At 60.3% G+C, this 19155-nt stretch carries 19 protein-coding genes and 1 pseudogene; 1 reads left to right on the top strand and 19 read right to left on the bottom strand.

Going from position 1 to position 19155, the window contains the following annotated elements; all coding sequences use genetic code 11:
- Nucleotides 1-84: 84 nt before the first annotated feature.
- The 12 genes and pseudogenes from ACSQ3J_RS22665 to bglB form a co-directional block, all read right to left on the bottom strand.
- Nucleotides 85-543 (bottom strand): annotated as a pseudogene (locus ACSQ3J_RS22665) (DDE-type integrase/transposase/recombinase); the annotation flags it as partial.
- A 135-nt stretch (nt 544-678) separates the two neighbouring features.
- Nucleotides 679-1215 carry an OmpA family protein gene (locus ACSQ3J_RS22660; RefSeq protein ID WP_060502338.1) on the bottom strand — a complete coding sequence of 179 codons (537 nt, stop codon included), beginning with the start codon at nt 1213-1215 and terminating at the stop codon, nt 679-681.
- A gap of 10 nt (nt 1216-1225) precedes the next feature.
- Entirely contained in the window at nt 1226-1891 is a 666-nt protein-coding gene (locus ACSQ3J_RS22655) for a L,D-transpeptidase (protein WP_060502339.1), read from the bottom strand.
- Between the two features lie 242 nt (nt 1892-2133).
- Complete coding sequence (locus ACSQ3J_RS22650; protein ID WP_436040364.1) at nt 2134-3027, bottom strand: alpha/beta hydrolase family protein; 894 nt, start codon at nt 3025-3027, stop codon at nt 2134-2136.
- A 14-nt stretch (nt 3028-3041) separates the two neighbouring features.
- Nucleotides 3042-3800, bottom strand: a complete 759-nt coding sequence (kduD, locus tag ACSQ3J_RS22645; protein WP_436040362.1) for a 2-dehydro-3-deoxy-D-gluconate 5-dehydrogenase KduD — start codon at nt 3798-3800, stop codon at nt 3042-3044.
- Nucleotides 3784-4869 carry an ABC transporter ATP-binding protein gene (locus tag ACSQ3J_RS22640; RefSeq protein WP_436040360.1) on the bottom strand — a complete coding sequence of 362 codons (1086 nt, stop codon included), beginning with the start codon at nt 4867-4869 and terminating at the stop codon, nt 3784-3786. The genes kduD and ACSQ3J_RS22640 overlap by 17 nt, the downstream gene beginning before the upstream one ends.
- 9 nt (nt 4870-4878) lie before the next feature.
- Nucleotides 4879-5931, bottom strand: a complete 1053-nt coding sequence (locus ACSQ3J_RS22635) for a carbohydrate ABC transporter permease (RefSeq protein ID WP_436040358.1) — start codon at nt 5929-5931, stop codon at nt 4879-4881.
- Nucleotides 5928-6905, bottom strand: a complete 978-nt coding sequence (locus ACSQ3J_RS22630) for a carbohydrate ABC transporter permease (protein WP_436040432.1) — start codon at nt 6903-6905, stop codon at nt 5928-5930. Before ACSQ3J_RS22630 ends, ACSQ3J_RS22635 begins: the two co-directional genes overlap by 4 nt.
- A 173-nt stretch (nt 6906-7078) precedes the next feature.
- Nucleotides 7079-8353, bottom strand: a complete 1275-nt coding sequence (locus tag ACSQ3J_RS22625) for an ABC transporter substrate-binding protein (RefSeq protein ID WP_436040356.1) — start codon at nt 8351-8353, stop codon at nt 7079-7081.
- A gap of 81 nt (nt 8354-8434) precedes the next feature.
- Complete coding sequence (locus tag ACSQ3J_RS22620; protein ID WP_060502345.1) at nt 8435-10918, bottom strand: hypothetical protein; 2484 nt, start codon at nt 10916-10918, stop codon at nt 8435-8437.
- Nucleotides 10915-11751 (bottom strand): 5-dehydro-4-deoxy-D-glucuronate isomerase, encoded by an 837-nt coding sequence (gene kduI, locus ACSQ3J_RS22615; protein WP_060502346.1) that lies wholly within the window; start codon nt 11749-11751, stop codon nt 10915-10917. Before kduI ends, ACSQ3J_RS22620 begins: the two co-directional genes overlap by 4 nt.
- Entirely contained in the window at nt 11748-12848 is a 1101-nt protein-coding gene (gene bglB, locus ACSQ3J_RS22610; protein ID WP_060502347.1) for a beta-galactosidase BglB, read from the bottom strand. The genes kduI and bglB overlap by 4 nt, the downstream gene beginning before the upstream one ends.
- A gap of 115 nt (nt 12849-12963) precedes the next feature.
- On the opposite strand from bglB, the gene ACSQ3J_RS22605 reads away from it, so the two are divergent.
- Nucleotides 12964-14016 carry a LacI family DNA-binding transcriptional regulator gene (locus tag ACSQ3J_RS22605; RefSeq protein WP_060502348.1) on the top strand — a complete coding sequence of 351 codons (1053 nt, stop codon included), beginning with the start codon at nt 12964-12966 and terminating at the stop codon, nt 14014-14016.
- Here ACSQ3J_RS22605 and ACSQ3J_RS22600 read toward each other — a convergent pair whose 3' ends face one another.
- The 7 genes from ACSQ3J_RS22600 to ACSQ3J_RS22570 form a co-directional block, all read right to left on the bottom strand.
- Nucleotides 14017-14274: a hypothetical protein gene (locus ACSQ3J_RS22600; protein WP_060502349.1), complete on the bottom strand. Its 258-nt coding sequence runs from the start codon at nt 14272-14274 to the stop codon at nt 14017-14019.
- 9 nt (nt 14275-14283) lie between these two features.
- Entirely contained in the window at nt 14284-14979 is a 696-nt protein-coding gene (locus ACSQ3J_RS22595; protein ID WP_112834654.1) for a hypothetical protein, read from the bottom strand.
- 60 nt (nt 14980-15039) lie between these two features.
- Nucleotides 15040-16437: an APC family permease gene (locus ACSQ3J_RS22590; RefSeq protein ID WP_060502350.1), complete on the bottom strand. Its 1398-nt coding sequence runs from the start codon at nt 16435-16437 to the stop codon at nt 15040-15042.
- A 10-nt stretch (nt 16438-16447) separates the two neighbouring features.
- Nucleotides 16448-16615 carry a hypothetical protein gene (locus ACSQ3J_RS22585; RefSeq protein WP_162246331.1) on the bottom strand — a complete coding sequence of 56 codons (168 nt, stop codon included), beginning with the start codon at nt 16613-16615 and terminating at the stop codon, nt 16448-16450.
- 10 nt (nt 16616-16625) lie between these two features.
- The gene (locus tag ACSQ3J_RS22580; protein ID WP_060502351.1) at nt 16626-17009 is read right to left on the bottom strand and encodes a hypothetical protein; all 384 of its coding nucleotides are present in this window, start codon (nt 17007-17009) and stop codon (nt 16626-16628) included.
- A 9-nt stretch (nt 17010-17018) separates the two neighbouring features.
- Nucleotides 17019-17330 (bottom strand): hypothetical protein, encoded by a 312-nt coding sequence (locus tag ACSQ3J_RS22575; protein WP_060502352.1) that lies wholly within the window; start codon nt 17328-17330, stop codon nt 17019-17021.
- 336 nt (nt 17331-17666) lie between these two features.
- On the bottom strand, nt 17667-19019 hold the full coding sequence (locus ACSQ3J_RS22570) for a glutamine synthetase family protein (RefSeq protein ID WP_060502353.1): 1353 nt from the start codon (nt 19017-19019) through the stop codon (nt 17667-17669).
- Nucleotides 19020-19155: the final 136 nt, after the last annotated feature.

The following is a 19155-nucleotide window of genomic DNA, read 5'->3' as shown; positions in this document are numbered from 1 at the left end:
TGGTTTCCGGCTTTCCCATTGTAGCCTGAGGGCTCTGTTGCAAATTTCGATTTTGGCCATAATGACCGTTGGTAGGAGTGTCGACTACCTGGCAGCCTCGCGATTTTCGAGCCTCTGAGCGAGCAGTGCCACCGCCTCCGCCAGCGCGATTGGTCCGACGCCGAAAGCACGCCCAACAATGCGTGCTTCTCCACGGATGTCGCCCGTCAGGTTGAAAATCGCAGCCTGTCCTTCGCGCAGAGTGCGCATGACCTCGAAACCTTTGATCGTCGCATAGGCTGTTTCAGCGTTTTGAACCCTCTCACCGGTTTGATCGGTTGCTTCAGCTTGCCGTGATCGGCCTCAACAACGTTGTTCAGATACGTGACCTGTCGGTGCACGACTCCCACGGGACATTTGTTTGCGGCCTTCAATTGCGCAATAGCAATGCCATAATCGGTGCCTTGTCGGTATTGATGACAGTTGGCTTTTCCCAGTCCTTCAGGCCATTCAAGGCTTGCCGAGAAAGCGTTTGGCCGCTTTGGCATTGCGGGTCGGTGACACGGCGGGCACGGTGGTCAGACAGTTGCGAAACGCGGCTTGCAACGGACTACATCGAGTATCGTATCCACTCGGAGGCGATCGCTGGGACCAATTCGCCAGAGAACTGTCGATTCCGGCTAAGACCTTCTCTTGCGATTAGGTTGCGTCGCGCTGGGTGCGCAGATTGGCGACGACGCGGCGGTTCTGCACCTTGCACGAACGATCCGTGCAGTCACGAACTTCACGGTCGTTGCCATAGCCCTTGGCCCACATGCGCCCTGGATCGACACCCTTCGAAGCGAGATAGGCCATCGTCGCTTCGGCACGCTTCTGCGACAGCGTCTCCATTTTGGACCCTGACCCGGAATCGTCGGCAAATCCCTGAAGCTTGACCAGCCAACGCGGATTGCTGTTGAGCCAAGCCGCCTGGTTATCCAAGGTTGCCTTGGCGACGGAATCGAGCGCGGCAGAGTCCTGCGTAAAATAGACCCGCCGGCCAACATTGAGGATGAAATCCTCTTCACTGCCGGCCGAGACAGTTTCGAAACCGGGGGCCGGATCGTTGGTTTGGCCGGTCATCGGCACTGCCGCGGGCTCTTCGACGGAGGCGATATCGGCGGTGTTGCAGGCGGCGAGCGCCAGGAGCGTGGCCGCAGCCAAAAGGTGCCGCGCGTATCCGATCATAACAGACATCAGGGATTCCTTATTCGACCGGGGTGGCGTCACTGACCTGGGGAGCCTGGTCGGCAATATGCGGCAGAACCTGCACAGCCGTGCCGATGGGGCAACGCTGATAAAGGTCGATCGCGTCTTCGTTGAACATGCGGATGCAGCCGCTGGAGGCATCCTTGCCGATACTGCCCGGCTCCAATGTACCGTGAAAGCGGTAACCGGTATCAACACCATCGCGGTGGAGGTACATGGCCCGCGGGCCGAGCGGGTTTTTCGGCGAGCCTCCATCAACAAATTCAGGCAATTCTGGATGCCGTTTGCGCATGTCGGCTGGCGGCGTCCAGCGTGGCCACAGGGATTTCTGGTCAATCGTGGCGCGGCCAAACCACTTGAAGCCATCACGGCCGACTCCGACGCCGTACCGGATTGCCGTCTTGTTCTCCATGATCACGTAGAGAAAATGGTGTCTCGTATCGACAACAACTGTGCCGATCGGCTCGCTACTGAAATACTTGACGACCTGGCGGCGCCACTGCTTGTCGATCTTGGCAAAATTGGTCGTCCGGAACGTGACGCCGTTATCGACCGCCGTACCGGAAAAATAGGAAGCAGCTGCGGCAAACACCGGATTCGGGACAGTCCCGGCTCCAAGTAACGCCAGACCGCCAAGCAACATATCTCTGCGAGTCGACACCATCGGCAATATCCCCCAAAAGCCAATTATCGAAATGGCAGTAAATCAGATTTTTCATTTGCCACAACAGAAAACTCTTCGGCATCGAATCTTTCGCCGAACTTCTGCGCAGTGCGCTTCGGCGGCTGACAGGCCACGACCGTGGGCGTTTTGGGAGGTGGATCAACCGTCGATGGCTGTACCGATGGACCAACAATGGGAACATCGCCTGTTGCTGCCTTAGCCGATGCTATTCAACGGAGTGATCACGAGAGGTGGCGCTTGAAGAAGCCGAGGACTGCACGCCGCATTGACCACGTTTCCCGATGTCCGACGCCAGCCTCTTCCAACAATGTCACGGCATTTGTAGCAGCAGCTGTTTCATAGGCAGCCACCGTCTGAATGACAGCGCGCTTGATCGCGAGTGGCGGCGTAAGCGGGTCGTCCAGCCCGGCACAGATCAATTGCGGCCGCGGGGCGATCAAGCCCGCGATCTCGCCGGTCGAGGTCTCTGCGAGAAGTCCGGGGATGGTAAGATAATCGCCATGCAAGTCATGTGCACCGGTCTCGACCAGCGTCGCAAAATCGGCATAGCAGCAGAGATGCGCGGCAGCCGTAATGCGTGTGTCGATGGCCGCCAGGAAATAGGTGAGCGTTGCGCCCATCGAAATGCCGGTCATGCCGATACGGGTGGGGTCAACGTCCGGGCGTACGGCAAGCCAGCTCAGAGCGGCGGCCTGCTCGCCGAGCATTTGGCCAAACAGGGTCTGGCCGTGCCAGAGGGCCGCCTTGGTTGCGGCGCTTTCGGTGACATGATCGCGCTCGCCGAACGTCGGCATGTCGATGCAGAGCGTGACGTAACCTTCCCGGGCGAGGATTGGGCCGGGAGCATCAAGGAGGGCAGGCCGCCCATCGATCAGTTCGCTGGCGCCGATATCATAGCGGGCGCCATGCGCATGGGCGTAGAGGACGGCTGGGCCGGATCTCGCGCTGCTGGGTGGTCTCGTCAGGAAGCCACGGATTTCTTCGCCGCCGGGCAGGCGAAACCGCAGGCGTTCGACGGCGTAATCGTCATGCTCCACGACAGTTGATGCCACGAGATCCAGCGATGATTTCGTTACGCGAAGCAGGGTCTTCAGCCGTTCAATGGCGATAGGCATCTGCGATCCCCACCTCAGCGCACGAGCCAGCCGCCATCGACGGGAACGGTGATGCCGGTGACGTAGCCGGAACTCGGCGAGGCGAGGAACAGAACGGATGTGGCAAGATCGTCCGGTGTACCCCAGCGGCCCATCGGGATACGGGCCGAGATCTGGGCGTTACGGTTGGCGTCGTTGCGCAAGGCCTCGGTATTGTCCGTTTCCATATAGCCGGGCGCTATGGCATTGACGGTGATGCCGTGCGGGGCAAGCTCGTTGGCCATGGCTTTCGTCAGGCCGGCAATGCCGTGTTTGGAGGCTGTGTAGGCTGGCACGCGGATGCCGCCCTGGTAAGACAGCATCGAGGCGACATTGATGATGCGGCCAGCCCGCTTCGTCTCGACCATATGCCGGGCAACGGCTTGCGACAGCAGGAAGGCCGACTTCAGGTTCACGTCGAGGACGTCGTCCCAGTCTTCTTCCGAATGATCGAGCAGATCGGCGCGGCGGATGATACCGGCATTATTGACGAGAACATCGATGCCACCGAGTTCAGAGACAACCGAGGCGATAATAGCTTTCGCGTCGAATTTCTGTGAGAGATCGACTTCAAGCGCATGAAATCGGCGGCCTGCCTGCCGGATCACTTCGGCCGTTTGCGACATCGGACTGGAGCCGAGGGCGGCGATATCGGCGCCCGCACGTGCGAGCGCCAGCGCCATGCCCTGGCCAAGTCCCGTTCGCGCGCCCGTGACCAGCGCCACCTTACCGGAGAGATCAAACAGCGTGCTCAAGACGCAACCCCTTCTCGTTGAACAGATGGAGGGGGGCCGAAGACAACGAAAGATTGATATCCGACCCCGGTGTCAGGTTATGCTGTCCTGGCGCCACGACCAGGATTTTCTGGCCGGCGACATCGGTGTGGACGATGGTTTCGGAGCCGAGCGCTTCGACCAGCTTGATCCTGGCCGCGATGCCTTCGCTGCCGTTGCCAATCGAAACATGTTGTGGCCGGACGCCGAGCGTGATGGCGGAGCCGTTGGCAAGGCTGCTGGCGGCCACCGGCAGTTCCAGCCTGTTGCCGCCGGCGAAGGTGGCGACGGCCTTGCCGGAAGACGAAGGTTCCACCGAGCCCTCGAGGAAATTCATGTGCGGTGAGCCGATGAAGCCAGCGACAAAACGGTTTGCCGGGGAATTGTAAAGCTCCATCGGCGTGCCGACCTGCTCGATGCGTCCGGCACGCAGCACGACGATCCGGTCAGCCAAAGTCATCGCCTCGACCTGATCGTGGGTGACGTAGATCATCGTTGCCGACAGCCGGGCATGCAAAGCCGCCAGTTCGGCGCGGGTCGAGCCGCGCAATTCCGCATCGAGGTTGGACAGTGGCTCATCAAGCAGGAAGGCGACAGGACGGCGGACGATCGCCCGGCCGATGGCGACGCGCTGGCGCTGGCCGCCGGAAAGCTGTCCTGGGCGCCGGTCGAGATAGTGCTCGATTTCCAGCATGCGGGCCGCCTCGGCAATGCGCGTGGCGATCTCGGCTTTCGGCATCTTGGTATTTTCCAGACCGAAGGCGAGGTTCTGGCGCACGCTCATATGCGGATAGAGCGCATAGGACTGGAACACCATGGCAAGGCCGCGATCGGCGGCGGGGATGGCGTTAACCACCTTGCCGTCAATGGCGAGTTCGCCGCCGGTTGGTTTCTCAAGGCCGGCAATCATTCGCAGCAGCGTGGACTTGCCGCAGCCGGACGGTCCGACGAAGACGACGAGTTCGCCATCAGCGATCTCCAGATTGATGCCATGGAGCACGTCGATTGCGCCGAACGACTTGGTGATATTGGTGAGTTTGATGTGTCCCATGATGCACCCTTATTTCAGGCCGGTTCCGGCGATGCCGGTGGTGATGAAGCGCTGCAGGAAGAGGAAGACCAGAACCACGGGGATCATGGTCACGACGGTCATCGCCAGGATGAAATGCCACTGCACATTGAGTTCGCCGGAATAGATGCTCAGCCCCACTTGCAGCGTATAGAGTTCCTTGCGCGACAGCACGATCAGCGGCCAGAGGAAATCGTTCCAGCGCCAGACAACGGAGAAGATGGCGAGCACAGCGAGCGCCGGTGCGGTCAACGGCAGGATGATCCGCCAATAGATCTGCCATTCCGATGCCTTGTCCATCCGAGCAGCGTCGAGCAGTTCGTCGGGGATCGTCAGCATGTACTGCCGCAGGATGAACACACCGGTCGGTGTCGCCACTGTCGGCAGGATCACGCCCCAGAGGTTGTTGAACAGGCCAAGCGCCGAGACGATCGAATAGAGCGGAACCATGATGACCGACAACGGCACCATCAGTGTCGCGAGGATCAGAAGCATCGCAAATGTCCGGCCACGAAACTCGTATTTGCTGAGCGCGAATGCGGCCATGGAATTGACCACCAGGGTGATCAGCGTTGCCGTCACCGTGACAAAGACGGAGTTCCAGAGGTAGCGGACGAAATCGAAATGGGTGAAGGGCTCGGTGTAGTTTTCCGTCGCAAACGACATCTGCCGGACCGGCACGCGCTTGGCGATGTTGACCTTGATGATCTCGGCCGGCTTTTTAGGATCGACCATCTGGCTGACGGTGCCGATGCGGCGCACTTCAGCGAGTGTCGCGGTGCTGCCGTCTTCCAACGTCGCAGTGTAGAGGTCGAGCGGTTTGTCATAGCCTTCGACCGTCACTTTCTGGGTGACATAAGGCAGGATCGTTGGCGGGAATTCGGCAAGGGCCGCCGGTGACTTGAAGGACGATGCGGTCAGCCACACGGCCGGGCCGAACATCACCAACAGCCCCACGACCAGCCAGACCCAAGTGACGATATCCGTCCAGTGCCAGCCTCTGCCGCCCCTGCGGCGAAACAGGAATTCCGTAACGCGGCTCATTTGCGAGCTCCCTTCTTGTCGCGGGATCGGCTGAGGCCGAGCTGCATGAGCGTGAGGACGACAAGCACCAGACCCATCAGAATCGAGGCTGCTGCAGCAAGGCCGGGATTGCGCAGCTGCGCGGCAAAGCCGGTCTCGTAGATATATTGCGTGACAAAGAGCGTGCTGGTACCCGGACCACCGCCCGTCAGCACATAGACTTCGTCGAAGATCTGCACGGCGCGGATCAGCACCAGCACGATGACGACCAGCAGGTTCGGCATCAAAAGCGGCAGGGTGATGCGGGTAAAGACGCGCATGGCCCGGGTGCCGTCCATTTCGGCCGCCTCATAGAGATCCTTCGGAATGGCCTGCAGGCCAGCAAGGATGATCAACGTATAGAAGCCCATATGCGCCCAGATCGAGACGCCGACGGTGGCGGCGAAGGCCCAGTTGCGGTCGTTCAGCCAAACATGCGGCTCGAAACCGAAACCATAGAGACCGAAATTGAGCAGGCCCTGGCGCTGCAGGATCCATTTCCAGATCAGGCCCACGACCACGGGTGACAACAGCACCGGAAAGAAAAACACGGCGCGCCAAAAACTGCGGGCCATCAGGTTGCGGTTGAGGATCAGGGCGGTGATCAGCGACACGGCGATCATCAACGTGACTTGGAGGATGACGAACCAGCCGGTATTGCCGACCGCCGTCCAGAACGTATCTTCAGCGCATGTATTGGGGTTCAGATAGTTCGAGCAGTCGAACAGCCGCGTATACTGATCGGCCCCGACGAAGGTGCGGTCCGACAGGAAAAGCGCCGAGCCGCCGGTCATGGAATAGGCGAAATTGATGAAGAACGGCAGAAGCACGAAGATGCCGAAGATCAGCATGTTGGGCAGCAGGAAGAATGCCGCCATCCCGCCAAGGCCAAACGTCTTCTGAACCCAGCGCAACGGGGCATCGATAATGCCCATGGCAAGGCGGACCGGCATCATGGCGGTTTCGCCCAGGCTCTGGCCTGTCCGGCTTTCGCCGGTCTGGCGGGTTATGTCTGCCATCGTTGATCACTTTCCCTTGCCGGATGAACGGCGGTGACGTCCGGCCATCACCGGCGATACGAAACGGGCGGCTGAGCGGGGATAGCCCGCCGCCGCCCGCGTTTCGCTGTTTAGAGAGCCGAATCCTTGACCTTGGCGGCAATATCCGCGTCGATGCGGGTATAGGCCTCCTCCAGGGTCATTTCACCAGCCGCTGCCTGACTGACTCGGGTGACGAGGGCGCCGTAGATCGTATCGGACCAGGCCCAACCGGGCAGTTTGCGGGCGAGGTCTGCCAACGACGTCGATGCAGTAACGAAGATGCCAAGCGCCGTTTTTGCCTGTGCATCGTCAGTCTTGAAGTCCAGTCCCCTTTCGATCACACCCTTGTGGGCAGGCAGGAACAGGGTGCGCTCGGAAAACTCCTTCACGACCGGCTCACTTGCCAGATAGTCCATGACCTTGGCGACGTCTTTTGGATTTTTGGTGTACTTGATCGCTACCAGACCGGCACCACCCGGCATGCCGGTGCAGTTTGCCGGGCCGCACGGGCTGCCGGTCGCAACCCAATCGAAGTTCGAGCCGATCTTGGTCGAGAAGTTCGGTACCTGCCAGGAGCCGGAATAGTAGAAGGCGACCTGGCCGTTGATAAAATCGTCGGCGCCGGCGCGATACGTCGAGCCCGCAGCCGAGACCCAGACGTCCTTGCTCACCGTGCCGTCTTCGATCCAGCCGATGAATTTGGAGATGAAGGCTTTGGAGGCCTCATCGATCGGCGCCGGCTTGCCGTCCGCGCCGATATAGTTAGCGCCGAAGGCGAGCTCAGGCGCGGTCAAGCGATGCCCGGAGCGGTCGAGCGCCACCGGGAAGGGTATCTGTTGACTTTCGGCGACCTGCTTGGAGGCTTTTGCCCAGTCATCCCATGTGGCATCCTTGCCGGGAAGGGCAACGCCGGCCTGTTCGAACAGCGTCTTGTTGGCAAAGCCGCCGGTCAGCGTGATCTGCGTCATGAAGCCGGAAATCTGATCGGTGCCGTCGGGACGCATCCAGTCGGCCTGATCGCCAAAATTCGTATCCCAATAGGCGGCATCGGCAACCAGTGGCCGCAGATCCAGCCAGTGTTTGCTGAGCGCCTTCAGAGCGGTAACGCGGGCAATATCCGGGCCGTCGCCAGCCTCGAGTTGCACCGGCAGTTGTTCGCGTACAACGCTGTAGGACACATTGTCGATGATGACCTTGATATCCGGGTTGTCCTTCATGAAGCGGCCGATGAGGTCTTTCAGAACCTCGCCCTCGATGCCGTCGGAATACCACATAATGCGCACATCCCCGGCCAATGCCGCCGTGGAGGTCAAAAGCCCGACGGCGAATGCCGCGAGCATCGTTTTTGTCCTTGTCCTTGCCATTGTCTTCCTCCTCCTCTGGGTGCAGGCTTCTCCTCGCCCGCATTTGAACGGGCGCCGGCTCTCCTTGCCGGCGCTTCGCCTTTAGTGTGCGGCCAACATGGCAACCTCGCCTGCGACCGTGAAATCCTTCGGAACGATCGTCCGGTCTTCGGCCTCGACCGATCCATCCTTGCGGAAAGTGACCGTGCCATAATCGGGGTCTTCGACCACGAGCGAGCCGTCTGCCGTCTCCGCAACGGATAGCGAGGCGAACCGGCTTTCGACACCAGCGAGATCCGAGGATTCGCAAACACGGACGATCCAGCGGGTGTTCTGGCCATATTGGCGCAGTTCCGCATTGGCTGATGGGCCTGTCGTCACCGGCTGCAACTCGGTACTGCCGAGCAGAATGACCGCGCCGCCGCCGCTACGGGCCAAAGCCACCCGCCCTTTCACGCTGCTTTCGTCGAACTCGGCGACCGGGAACCAGGCATGGGTGAAATCGGGTTGTTCCTCGAAGGTCAAAAAGTCGAGTACGGCCAGCCCCCGGTACTGGTGGGCGCGAGGGAGGGTGCCGCACCCACCCCAGAAGGACGGCCGGCCGTACCCGAACTGAATGGTCTCGCCGGGATGGTTGATCCAGACGGCTGCTTCCGGCCGCTTGCCGAGACGCAGATGCAGGACGGTTTCCTGATAACCCCACTCATTCCAGCGGTAGTGGGCTGCAGAGCCCATGGCGAAATCGCGGCTCTTGTAGTGATAGAGCGCGGCAAACCGGTCCTGGCCCTGGGCGAACCGCCATTCCTGATGTTCGCCGGCTTGATGACTGGCAACGGCGGCGAGTGTTTCGGGAATGATCAAACCGTGATCGCGCAGGCAGACCGCAAGCTGCGGCAGAGCATGGACACGCCGACCATACCAGCCGGCGCCCCACAGCAGGCGGGCGACTCCCGAAAGCTCCAGCGAGCGGCCGGCGCAAAGCGTGTGTTCGTAGGAGCGCCCCTGCGCTGCCGTGACCATGCCGTGGTGGGCGGAGCGGGCGATGACTTCGCACAGGCGGATGATCCCTTTCTTGGCGCGCTCGGCGATATCCGCATCGGGCGACAGCGCGGCGAGTGCCGTCAGGCCCTTGAGATCAATCGGGAAATATGGCGCCGAGTTGAACTCCGCCATCTCCCAAGCCTCGAAATGATCGAGCCAGGCGCGCACGCGGGCGGCACCAACGGCGCTTTGCTCGGTCCCCTTGCGGCCGGAGCGGGCGAAGGTTTCACCGGCCAGCAGATGTCCGGCGAGATAGGCGGACGTATGGAATAGCAGGGCGTGGTTTTCGGAGAAATACCACTGAACATCGTTGCCGGGTTCGTCCATCCAGTAGCGGAAATCGAGGATGGCACGATCGATGCGGGCGCGGGTCTTGTCGCCGATGTCCTTGCCCCAGACGGTACGCGACCACAGGAGCGGCACGAGCGAGAAATCGGCGCAATCGTGGCAATCCTCGATCGACGGCAGAATTTCCTCGATCATCGCATCGGTATCGGCGCCGGAGCGGCCACTGGCGAGCCGTGCAAATGCTCGAACGGTGTCACGTTCGGAGAATTCCGAGACTTCGGTGAGCGTCTCCGTGATGCGTTCGGCAAGCGCCGCCGGTGCAGTGCCCTGCCGGGCGGTGTGGCAGATTTCGATACCGAGCGAGCGCGATGCAACGAAGCTGCCGGCTTTCAGCGTGATGCGGAAGTGACGGAAATCGGCAGGGGCATTTTCGGAAGGACCGATCACCAGACGGGCAGCACCCGCCTTGAGGGTGAAATCGTAGTCGAAGCGTTCGGTCGACATGAAGTCGCCTTCGACCGCAACATTGACATCGACATCCACGGGCAGAGGCTCGGCAAGCAGCAGGGTGATATCGCCTTCGAAATAAGCCGTGCGCTCAAAATGCATGCTGTCGAGGGCGGCCTCGATTGTCTCAGCCACCTTGCCTTCGACCGGCACAGGAACGGCGACGCTCGCCGCCGGGCCATTGAGATAGTCAAGCTGGAAGAAATAGCGGGCGTCGCGTTCAGCGAGATCATCGAAGAAGATCGTGACCTCGTTCAGGCCTTCCTGCAGCAGCAATTCGAACTCGGCCTTTGCCTCGAGATTGCGGCTATAGGGAGCCATCCAACCAGCTTCCTCGCCGTTCAGCCAAAGGACCGCGCCGCCGCAAGTGCCGAGGCGAACCTTGGCGGTTCCGGCTTTCTCAGCCGCAATGAATGTGCGGGCAAAAATGGCAAGCCGGGTCGGGCGGAACCAGAAGCCGGAGAGGTCGAGCCGTGGGGAACCGAAAGGCAGCCACCAGCGGGCGGCTTCGAAAGCGCCACGGACATCGGGACGTTTGCCACGATAGGTTTCGGCAAAGATCGTGCGGCAAGGATATTCATGCGGAATGAAGTTCTTATGCTTGGTGAGAAAGAAGAACGGGTCCATCTCGCCCTTCATCGGCGCATCCGGCACGTCGAAACGCTCTTCGGCAATCGTTCCGAGCTGCCAGTAGCGGATGGCATCGCCAGCGTTCAGTTTGCGGTTCATCAGGGATCTCATCGGGGTCATTTCAGCTCTGCCAGGGCTACCGGGGCCACGTCGTTATATTCCTGGTTTTCTCCGGTCATGCCCCAGACGAAGGCATAGGGGCCGGTGCCGGCGCCCATATGGATAGACCAGGCGGGTGACAAGACGGCGTCACCGTTGGCGACGATCAGATGGCGGGTCTCTTCAGGGCGGCCCATCAGATGGATGATGCGATCTTCCGCCGCCATGTCGAAATAGCAGTAGGCTTCCATGCGGCGCTCATGCAGGTGCGGCGGCATGGTGTTCCAGACGCTGCCTTCGGCCAGATCGGTAATGCCCATCAACAGCAGGCAGGACGGCGTGACTTCCGGGTGAATATACATGGCGAGGCGGCGCTTGTTCGACCGGCGGCCGTCGCCCAGATCGACGGCCTTCGATTCCGATTTCCTGATCAGCTTGTGTGGAATGTCGGCGCCGGCTGGGACCGAGTTCATGTAGAAACGGGCCGGGGTCTTTCCCGAAAGGCTCGTCATGACGATCTCGCGGGCACCGCGGCCGAGATAGAGCACGTCGCGGTTTTCCAGCGTAAAGGATTGCCCATCGACAGTGATAGTGCCGGTGCCGCCCAGATTGGCGATGCCCATTTCACGCGCCGACAGGAGATAGGGTGTGCCGATTTCGTCGCCAGAGCCGAACGTCACGCTTTTGGAAACCGGCATCGCGCCACCGAGAAGCAGGCGGTCGACATGCGTATAGGTGAAACTTGCTGCGTCCGGCACGAACAGGTCGGTCATCAGGAAAGCGCTGCGGAGCTTTTCCGTGTCATAACCTTTGACGTCTTCCGGGGCTGCTCCATACAAAATCTTCATCGTCATGCTGCTTGTCCTTCTTGGCCGACGTGCTGCAAGCCTTCGGAAAGGCACAGGATGGCAAGTGCCTGGCCATAGCCGGTCGGTTGAATGGGGATGTCCTTGTAGAATTGGAGGTCATGGCCCATGCGGGTGCCATAGGAAACGTTTCCGACAGTGCCGGTCTCGTCGATGTTATCCATGACTACCTGTAAGGCCTTGAGGCCAGCTTCACGCCAAGCCGGCGGGCCGAGGCCGAGGCGGTAGCCCTTCAGCAGGCCGTAACCGATCCCGGCGGTGGCGGAAATTTCTTCGTAGGAGGTGGCATCGTCGAGCAGCGTGCGCCATGCGCCGGATGGAGCCTGCAGCGACAAGAGCGCATCGACCTGCGCGACCAGAACACCTTGCAGGAAATCCTTCACGGGCTTGGCAAGCTCGGCGAGATCAAAGAGATCGAGCAGGCCTGCCGTGATCCAGGCATTGCCGCGTGCCCAGCGCGCTTCGGCGAAGTTGTGGCGGCCATCGAATGTCCAGCCATGGAACCAGAGACCGGTGTGCGTGTCGGCAAGATAACGGGTGTGAACGAGAAACTGACGCGAGGCTTCATCGACCAGTTCACGGCGACCGCTGGCCTGACCATAGGATGCGAGGAACAGGGCGACCATATAGAGCGTGTCATCCCAAAGCTCGTCGTGATTGACCTTGTCGGAGACATGATGCTCGAAGCCGCCTTCCGGCGTGCGGCCAAGCTCCGCCAGCACCCGGTTTGCCCATTCATCGAGAACCGGCTGCCAACGTGGATCACGGGTTTTTGCCCAGAGGACTGACAGGCCGAGCATTGGCGCGGTAGTGTTGACGTTGAGCTGCGGCAGGCCTGCTTCGATGCGTTGCGCATACCATTGTTCGACAAGCTGGCGCAGATCGTCGCGGCCGGTGAAAAGCCAGAGCTTGATCAGGCCATAGAGGCCGACGCCCTGCGGCCATTCCCAGCTGTCGAAGCTGATATAGTCGCCGGCAGTGCCATCGAGATTGGGCTCATGGAAACGGCCGTCATGCTTGAGGCCGGTTGTTCCGGCGACAAGGCGATCGAGACCATTGCTGATATCGCGGCCATCTGGACCCATGAATGCTCCTCCACATGTGCCGCTCTTCAGGGCGGCTCGTTGGCGAAATAAATGCACGTCGAATTTTGTTGCGCAATCTGAAAATTTTTCTCATGTTGATGCAACGGAGATCGATATGGCTGTCAAACCCATCGCGGGCAAACGCGGAAAGAAGAGCAGGCGGGTCCGCTTGGAGGACATTGCCGAGGCGTGCGGCGTCTCACTGAGCACAGCGTCGCGGGCGATTGCGGGCGAAAAAGGGGTGCGGCCGGAAATCCGCCAGCAGGTGCTCGAAGCGGCAAAGATTGCCAATTACGTCATCCCGACAGCGGTCGCGGGCCAGAAGGTCATTCTGGCCGCGTCGAGTGCGGCGATGATCGATTATGTCCGCAACCAGTTCACGCTCTACGTGCTTGAAGGACTGAAGGAACGGGCACAAGCACTGGGTCTCGAGATCGTCACACGGCCAATTGCCGACCGCAACGAGGAACTGGCGGTTCTCAAGGAGGCGCAAGACGATCCGCAGGTTGCAGGCCTCTTGTTTCTAACGGTCGATGACGAGGGCATGCTGGCCGCGACCCGCGGCTTCGACAAACCGGTGGTACTGCTCAACAGCGACGATCCGTTCATGCGGCTTTCCAGCGTCACGCCCTGCAACCGGTCCAGCGCGCGGCTGGCCGCCGATCACCTGATCGGGCTTGGTCATGAGCGCATCTTGTTTCTGATGCGGCCGGGGCGACGCACCATTGAGCGGCGCTATGAGGGCTGGAAGGATGCGCTGTTGCATCACGGGCTTGCCGCAGACACGGATCTGGTCGTTCCGGTCGAGGACTGGCTGCCGGAACTGGCAGCGCAGGCCATTGCCTCACGGATCGCGGCGCGCGGGCTTGATTTTACCGCCGTTCTGGCCGCAGGTGACAGTCTCGCCGTCGGCGCGATGATGGGCGTCCAGCAGCGGGGCTATTCGGTGCCGGGCGACGTTTCCGTCATGGGCATGGACGACCTGCCGCAGGCATCCTTCCTCAACCCGCCGCTGACGACAATGCATATCCCGATGCGCGAGATCGGCTCGGTCGCGCTCGACCTTTTGCGCGACAGCCTCTCGGGCCTGCCGATGCCGCCGCGCCGCGTCGAACTCGCCTGTCATCTGGTCGAGCGGGCATCGACGGGACAGCGGCGGCCAATGTAGTCACGATCCAACCGAAAACCGTATCCGTGCCCGGCGATAGGCATCGGGGATCGACAGTGCCCAGATGAACAGACCGCCCGCGTGTCTCCCGATAAAGGACTGTTCCGGCGTGGTGGTCATGTAGGTCAGGAACGAAAACAACAGGACGAACAGCGCGAATGCCAGCCCGCGGCGTGCTTCGCCGACGGCGACATGGCCGGCACCCGGCAGGATGATCGACAGAAGAAGAACGAGATAGGGATTTATCGGTTTCGACACGAGCAGCCTTCAAGCAACTTGCAAGACAGGCACACTGTCTGCTTCAGCGTAAATCGTACTCAGGCCTGCCGTCAGCGCAATGGCCTGAGCGATCGTTGCAGCCGGAACCGTCTCGAGCGAAAACCGTGCCTGCCGCAAAAACATGTGCGCCGCACGCTCCCCTTGCGATGCCTGATAAACGAGCCGGGCCGCCTTCGCGGTAATCACCGCCTCCTTGACCTTTTGGTCAGCAAACAGGCGCTGGAAATGCCGCCCGGCCAGCGCCGCCTGCTCAGCGTTCGCCCGTCCGTCACCACGCATCAGCAAGGAAATGCCCATCTGGGGCGGACTCATCCATTCCGGAAAGCCGTGAACGAGCGAATAGTATTCCGAACCGGTTGGACGGGCGAGCGCGCCGAGTGACGGACAGTCCCGTGCAGCACGCTCAAACAACGTCACCTTCAGCCAGAGTTGTGGCAGGCGGCGTGTCACCATCGTATCGGCAATCAGTTCGATCCTGACATGGCGGCCATCGCCGATCCATCCGGTGACGATGGGAAACTGATCCGCTGCAATGCTGATGCCCGGTTCGGTGAGCAGCCCATGGGCTTCGTCGAGCAACCGGCCGCGCTGTTGCATGGCCTGCCGATGTCCACGGATGGCGGCGCGGACGAACCAGGCGACAGCCAAAAGGGCAAAGGCGAAGAGCAGATAATAGATCGTCAACCCTGTTCCCTCCGGATACTGGACCCGCAGCCACTGATCAGGCTGCGGATTGTGTTCAGATCAATACCCCTCCGGCCGTGGCCAGGGCATGGTGAACTGGTCGCCTCGACGCACGAACCGGTAGCGCCGGAAGTGGAACCACAGCGATGCAATGATATAAAAACTGACCATCGCGATGAGCTGCGTCCCGTATCCGAGGAAGACGGCGACATAGGCGGTGGCGCACAAGATCAGAAGCACGATCGTCGGCAACGGATGCATCGGGTGGACGTAACCGCGCTTGATCGTATCGAGAGGCCATTTCTTGCGGAACATCACCATGTTGAAGGTCATGAACGTGTAGCCCAGCAGCCCGGACAGGATCGAGAACGTGACGACCTGGTCGAGCGGCGCGCCGAGCGCGAAGATCAAGGCAATCGGCACGAGGAAGATGATCGAGCGATACGGTGTGCGATAAACCGGATGCACGGCACCGAACCAGATCGGCAGATAACGGTCGCGGCCCATCGAGAACCAGGCGCGTGACGCATCGTTGATGCAGCCGTTTGCCGAAGCGAGCGTCGAGAACATCGTGCCGATGAAGAGCAGAACCATCAGCCCGCGATTGCCCGTAACACGCGCCGCATCAAACAGCGGTGTGCCGGCCTGGCCGAGATATTCCCAAGGAATAAGCCCGGAGCAGACATACCAGGTCATGGTCGCGGCGATCAGCAGCGTCATGATGCCGGCCATGGTGCCGTAGGGAAGAGAGCGGGCAGGTGAACGCACTTCCTCGGCAGCCTGGCAGGTGCCTTCGATGCCGAGGTAATACCAGAGGCCGAAATGCAGCGAGGCCAGGATACCGATCCAACCATAAGGCATAGGATCGGTCGTCACCGCCGAGAAATCGAGCGGAACGCTCGACACGCCGAACTGCACCGACAGGAACAGGGCGATGATGGCCATGAAGGCGATGGCGGTGATGACGAGATTGAATGTCAGCGTTGCCAAAACGCCGCGATAATTCAGCCATGCCAGAAACATGATGCAAAGCACGATGAACGGCTGCTGATGCAGGCCGCTATGGCCCTGCATTCCGGCCACCGTATCGAGCAGGAAGCCGATAGTGATGGCATTGGCAGCCTCCAGCATCGTATAGGCCATGACCAGAAACAGCCCGACATTGAAGGCCATCAACGGCCCGACGATGTGCTTGGCCTGCGCATATTGGCCGCCGGCGGCGGCAACCGTCGATGTCACCTCGGAATCGATCATTGCCACGCAGGTGTAAAGCAGGCCAGCCACCCAGCAGGCGATCAGGCCGGCAATCATGCCGCCTTTGCCGACGGCAAAATTCCATCCCATATATTCGCCGACGAGAACAATGCCGACGCCGAGTGCCCAGATATGGGCGGGACCAAGGACGCGCAGCAATTGCAGCCGTTCAGGCTGACCGGGAGCAGTTTTGGTGTCTACCATGTCCAGGCCCTCACAGCGTGTGACGTTCAGCTGCCGCCTCGATCTCACCTTCGCGGGATGATGTCAGCAGCTCATTGTCATAGGTCGTATCGATGCGGATCATGTCCGACAGCATCAAAAGGGCAAAGAGCGCCGAAAGGGCCCATGCCGCATATTCCAGAATAGTCCAGATATCCATTGGAGCCCCACTATCTCTTCTTGACGCCGAAGCGTTCAGCAATGACGTCGCGATATTCCTTGTCAGACAACCGCACCACCAGCACGAAATACCCGATCACCAGGATTGCCATGACCACGAGGGCCATCCAGCTGAACGAATAGTCAAAACGGGCGGTGATGATATCGTTGGCGGCGGCCGGATCAGTGACGCCTAGGGCTGCCCATTGCTGCTGCTCGGTGGCGTTCTGTCCAAGGGCTTCCCATGTCGGGTTGGCGATAGGCGCGGGTGTTTTGGCCGCACCTGCCAGGCCAAGATAAAGTGGAAGATAGAGCGCACCGACGGTCAGGACCAGAAGGGTAATGACGTCGAAAATCTGCCCGGCAAAACTCTGCTTCGGCGGTTTGTAAGCCATAATCTCCTCCTAACGCCGGCGCCGGCGCATCTCATCGAGATGCTTGAGGTCGAGCCCGTAGATGAAATGCTTGTCCTCGTGATAGTGCCGGAGCATCGCCACGATGGCAGCGGTGTTGAACACCAAGACCAGACCACAGGCGGCCGTCAGGATGATACGGATGGCAGGTACGGAGATGTACGGCCAGATCGTCACCAGTGCGAACACCATGGTGCACCACAGCACGGTTATAAAGACAATCAGGCCGGCCCTGTCGCGGGAATGCATCCGGTCGATGCGCGTCGCAAGGTGCGCGTCGGCACCTGCCTCGTGGATTATCATGCGTTCCTCCCAGAATACGCCTTCAAGTCCAATGTTGCCTTAAAGGCAAATTATTTTCCTCCAACGAATATTGCGCCGCATCCGATTGGTCAAGACAGCCATGCGCCAAAATGCCGCATTTACCAAAAAAGAAGCCGATAATGAGCGGCCGCATGCTGCTGAGCCCGGCGGTCGTGGTCCACTTAAGAAAATTAGGATTGACTGTTTCAACTATGACAAAACGCACAGACAGATCGGTTCAACTTGCAGGAACCGATCGGCGTATGCCCTCGCGCCACAACGCAACGACAATCCTTTGACGTTGGTTGCGACGTTGAATTGCTGGCATGCTTCGCGTCAGACGCTAAGCAGGTAGCTCGCATATTCCAGGTCGGAAATATCGCGGTTGAACACGGCAAGTTCCTGGCGTTTGCAGGTGGAGAACATCTCGATCAGTTTCGGTTGGAAAATCCGTTTGACGATCTCGCTCTGCTCGAAGAGATCGAGAGCAGCCGGCCATGTTGCGGGAAGGGACTGCGCATCGCTGGCGTAGGTATTGCCTGCCGTTGGCGCAGGCGGCTCAGCGTGCCGGGTGATCCCGTCGATCGCCGCCCCCAGAATGGCAGCGATGGCAAGATAAGGATTTGCGTCGATGCCAGCGACGCGGTGTTCGATGCGGCGGGCGACAGAAGGGCCGCCAGGAATGCGGATGGCGGCCGTGCGGTTTTCGTAACCCCAGGCGGCCGTGGTGGGCGCCAGGCTATCCGGGCAGAGCCTGCGAAACGAATTCAGGTGGGGCGCAAACAGAGCGGTGCAATCGGGCATGGCGTCAATCAGTCCGGCCACGGCCTGCCGCATCAGAACCGTGCCTTCGGGACCGCCATTATCGAAGACATTGCGGCCTTGCGCATCCACGATGCTGAAATGCACATGCAAGCCGCTGCCGGAATGGGCAGGGTAGGGCTTGGCCATGAAGGTCGCAGCAAACCCGTGCTTGCGCGCCATGTTGCGAACGATCTGCTTGAAGAAAACTGTATCGTCGGCCACCTTCAGAGCATCAGGACCATGCATCAGGTTGAACTCGAACTGGCTCGGCCCGCTCTCTGAGGTCGCGGCATCGACGGCGACACCGCATGCGGCAGCCATCGCATAGACATCATCCAGGAAAGGCCCGACCTCGGCCAGTTCCTCCAGCGAATAGATCGTATCCTTGGCATCCGCATGGCCGACCGGCATCCGGGTCAGCGGCTTGGCCCGCGGTGACTTGGGATCGATCAGATAGAACTCGACTTCCGTCGCGACGACAGGGGTCAGGTGAACCGCTTGAAACCTGTCAAGGATATCGGCCAGCGTGCGGCGCGGATCGCCGAAAAACGGCTCACCGGTTTCCATCCGCATCCACATCGGCACGAATTGCGCCTGCGTTGCCGACCAGGCCAAGGGGATCGGCCCGCGCTCCGTCGGTTCGCAAATGCCATCCAGATCGCCCTGATCCAGCGTCAGGGAATTTGCAAAGACATCCGTGCCCCAGATATCAACACCGATGGAGGACATCGGCATACGGATACCGCCCTTCAAAATCTTGTCGAGCGATGCCGCCTCAACACGCTTGCCGCGAAAGCAACCGTTGAGATCACAGGTGGCAGCCAATACGTAGGCGCCACGCCCAGCGTCTTGTCCAACCGGTAAACCCTGCATTTCATTCGACATGATGTACTCCGTAAAGGGCTAGGCCTTGGTAGTGGGATCGGATGGCTGGCAGCATAATTTAAACGGTTAAGTGTCGCTGGCCAACGCAGCCTTCCAAGGAACGGACCGTGGAGGTCACAAGGCTCCCGCCAATGCG

The sequence above is a fragment of the Rhizobium sp. LjRoot98 genome, assembly GCF_964252935.1.
Lineage (GTDB): Bacteria > Pseudomonadota > Alphaproteobacteria > Rhizobiales > Rhizobiaceae > Pararhizobium.
The sequence above is the reverse complement of the archived record's forward strand: the minus strand, read 5'-3'. Positions and strand labels throughout refer to the sequence as shown.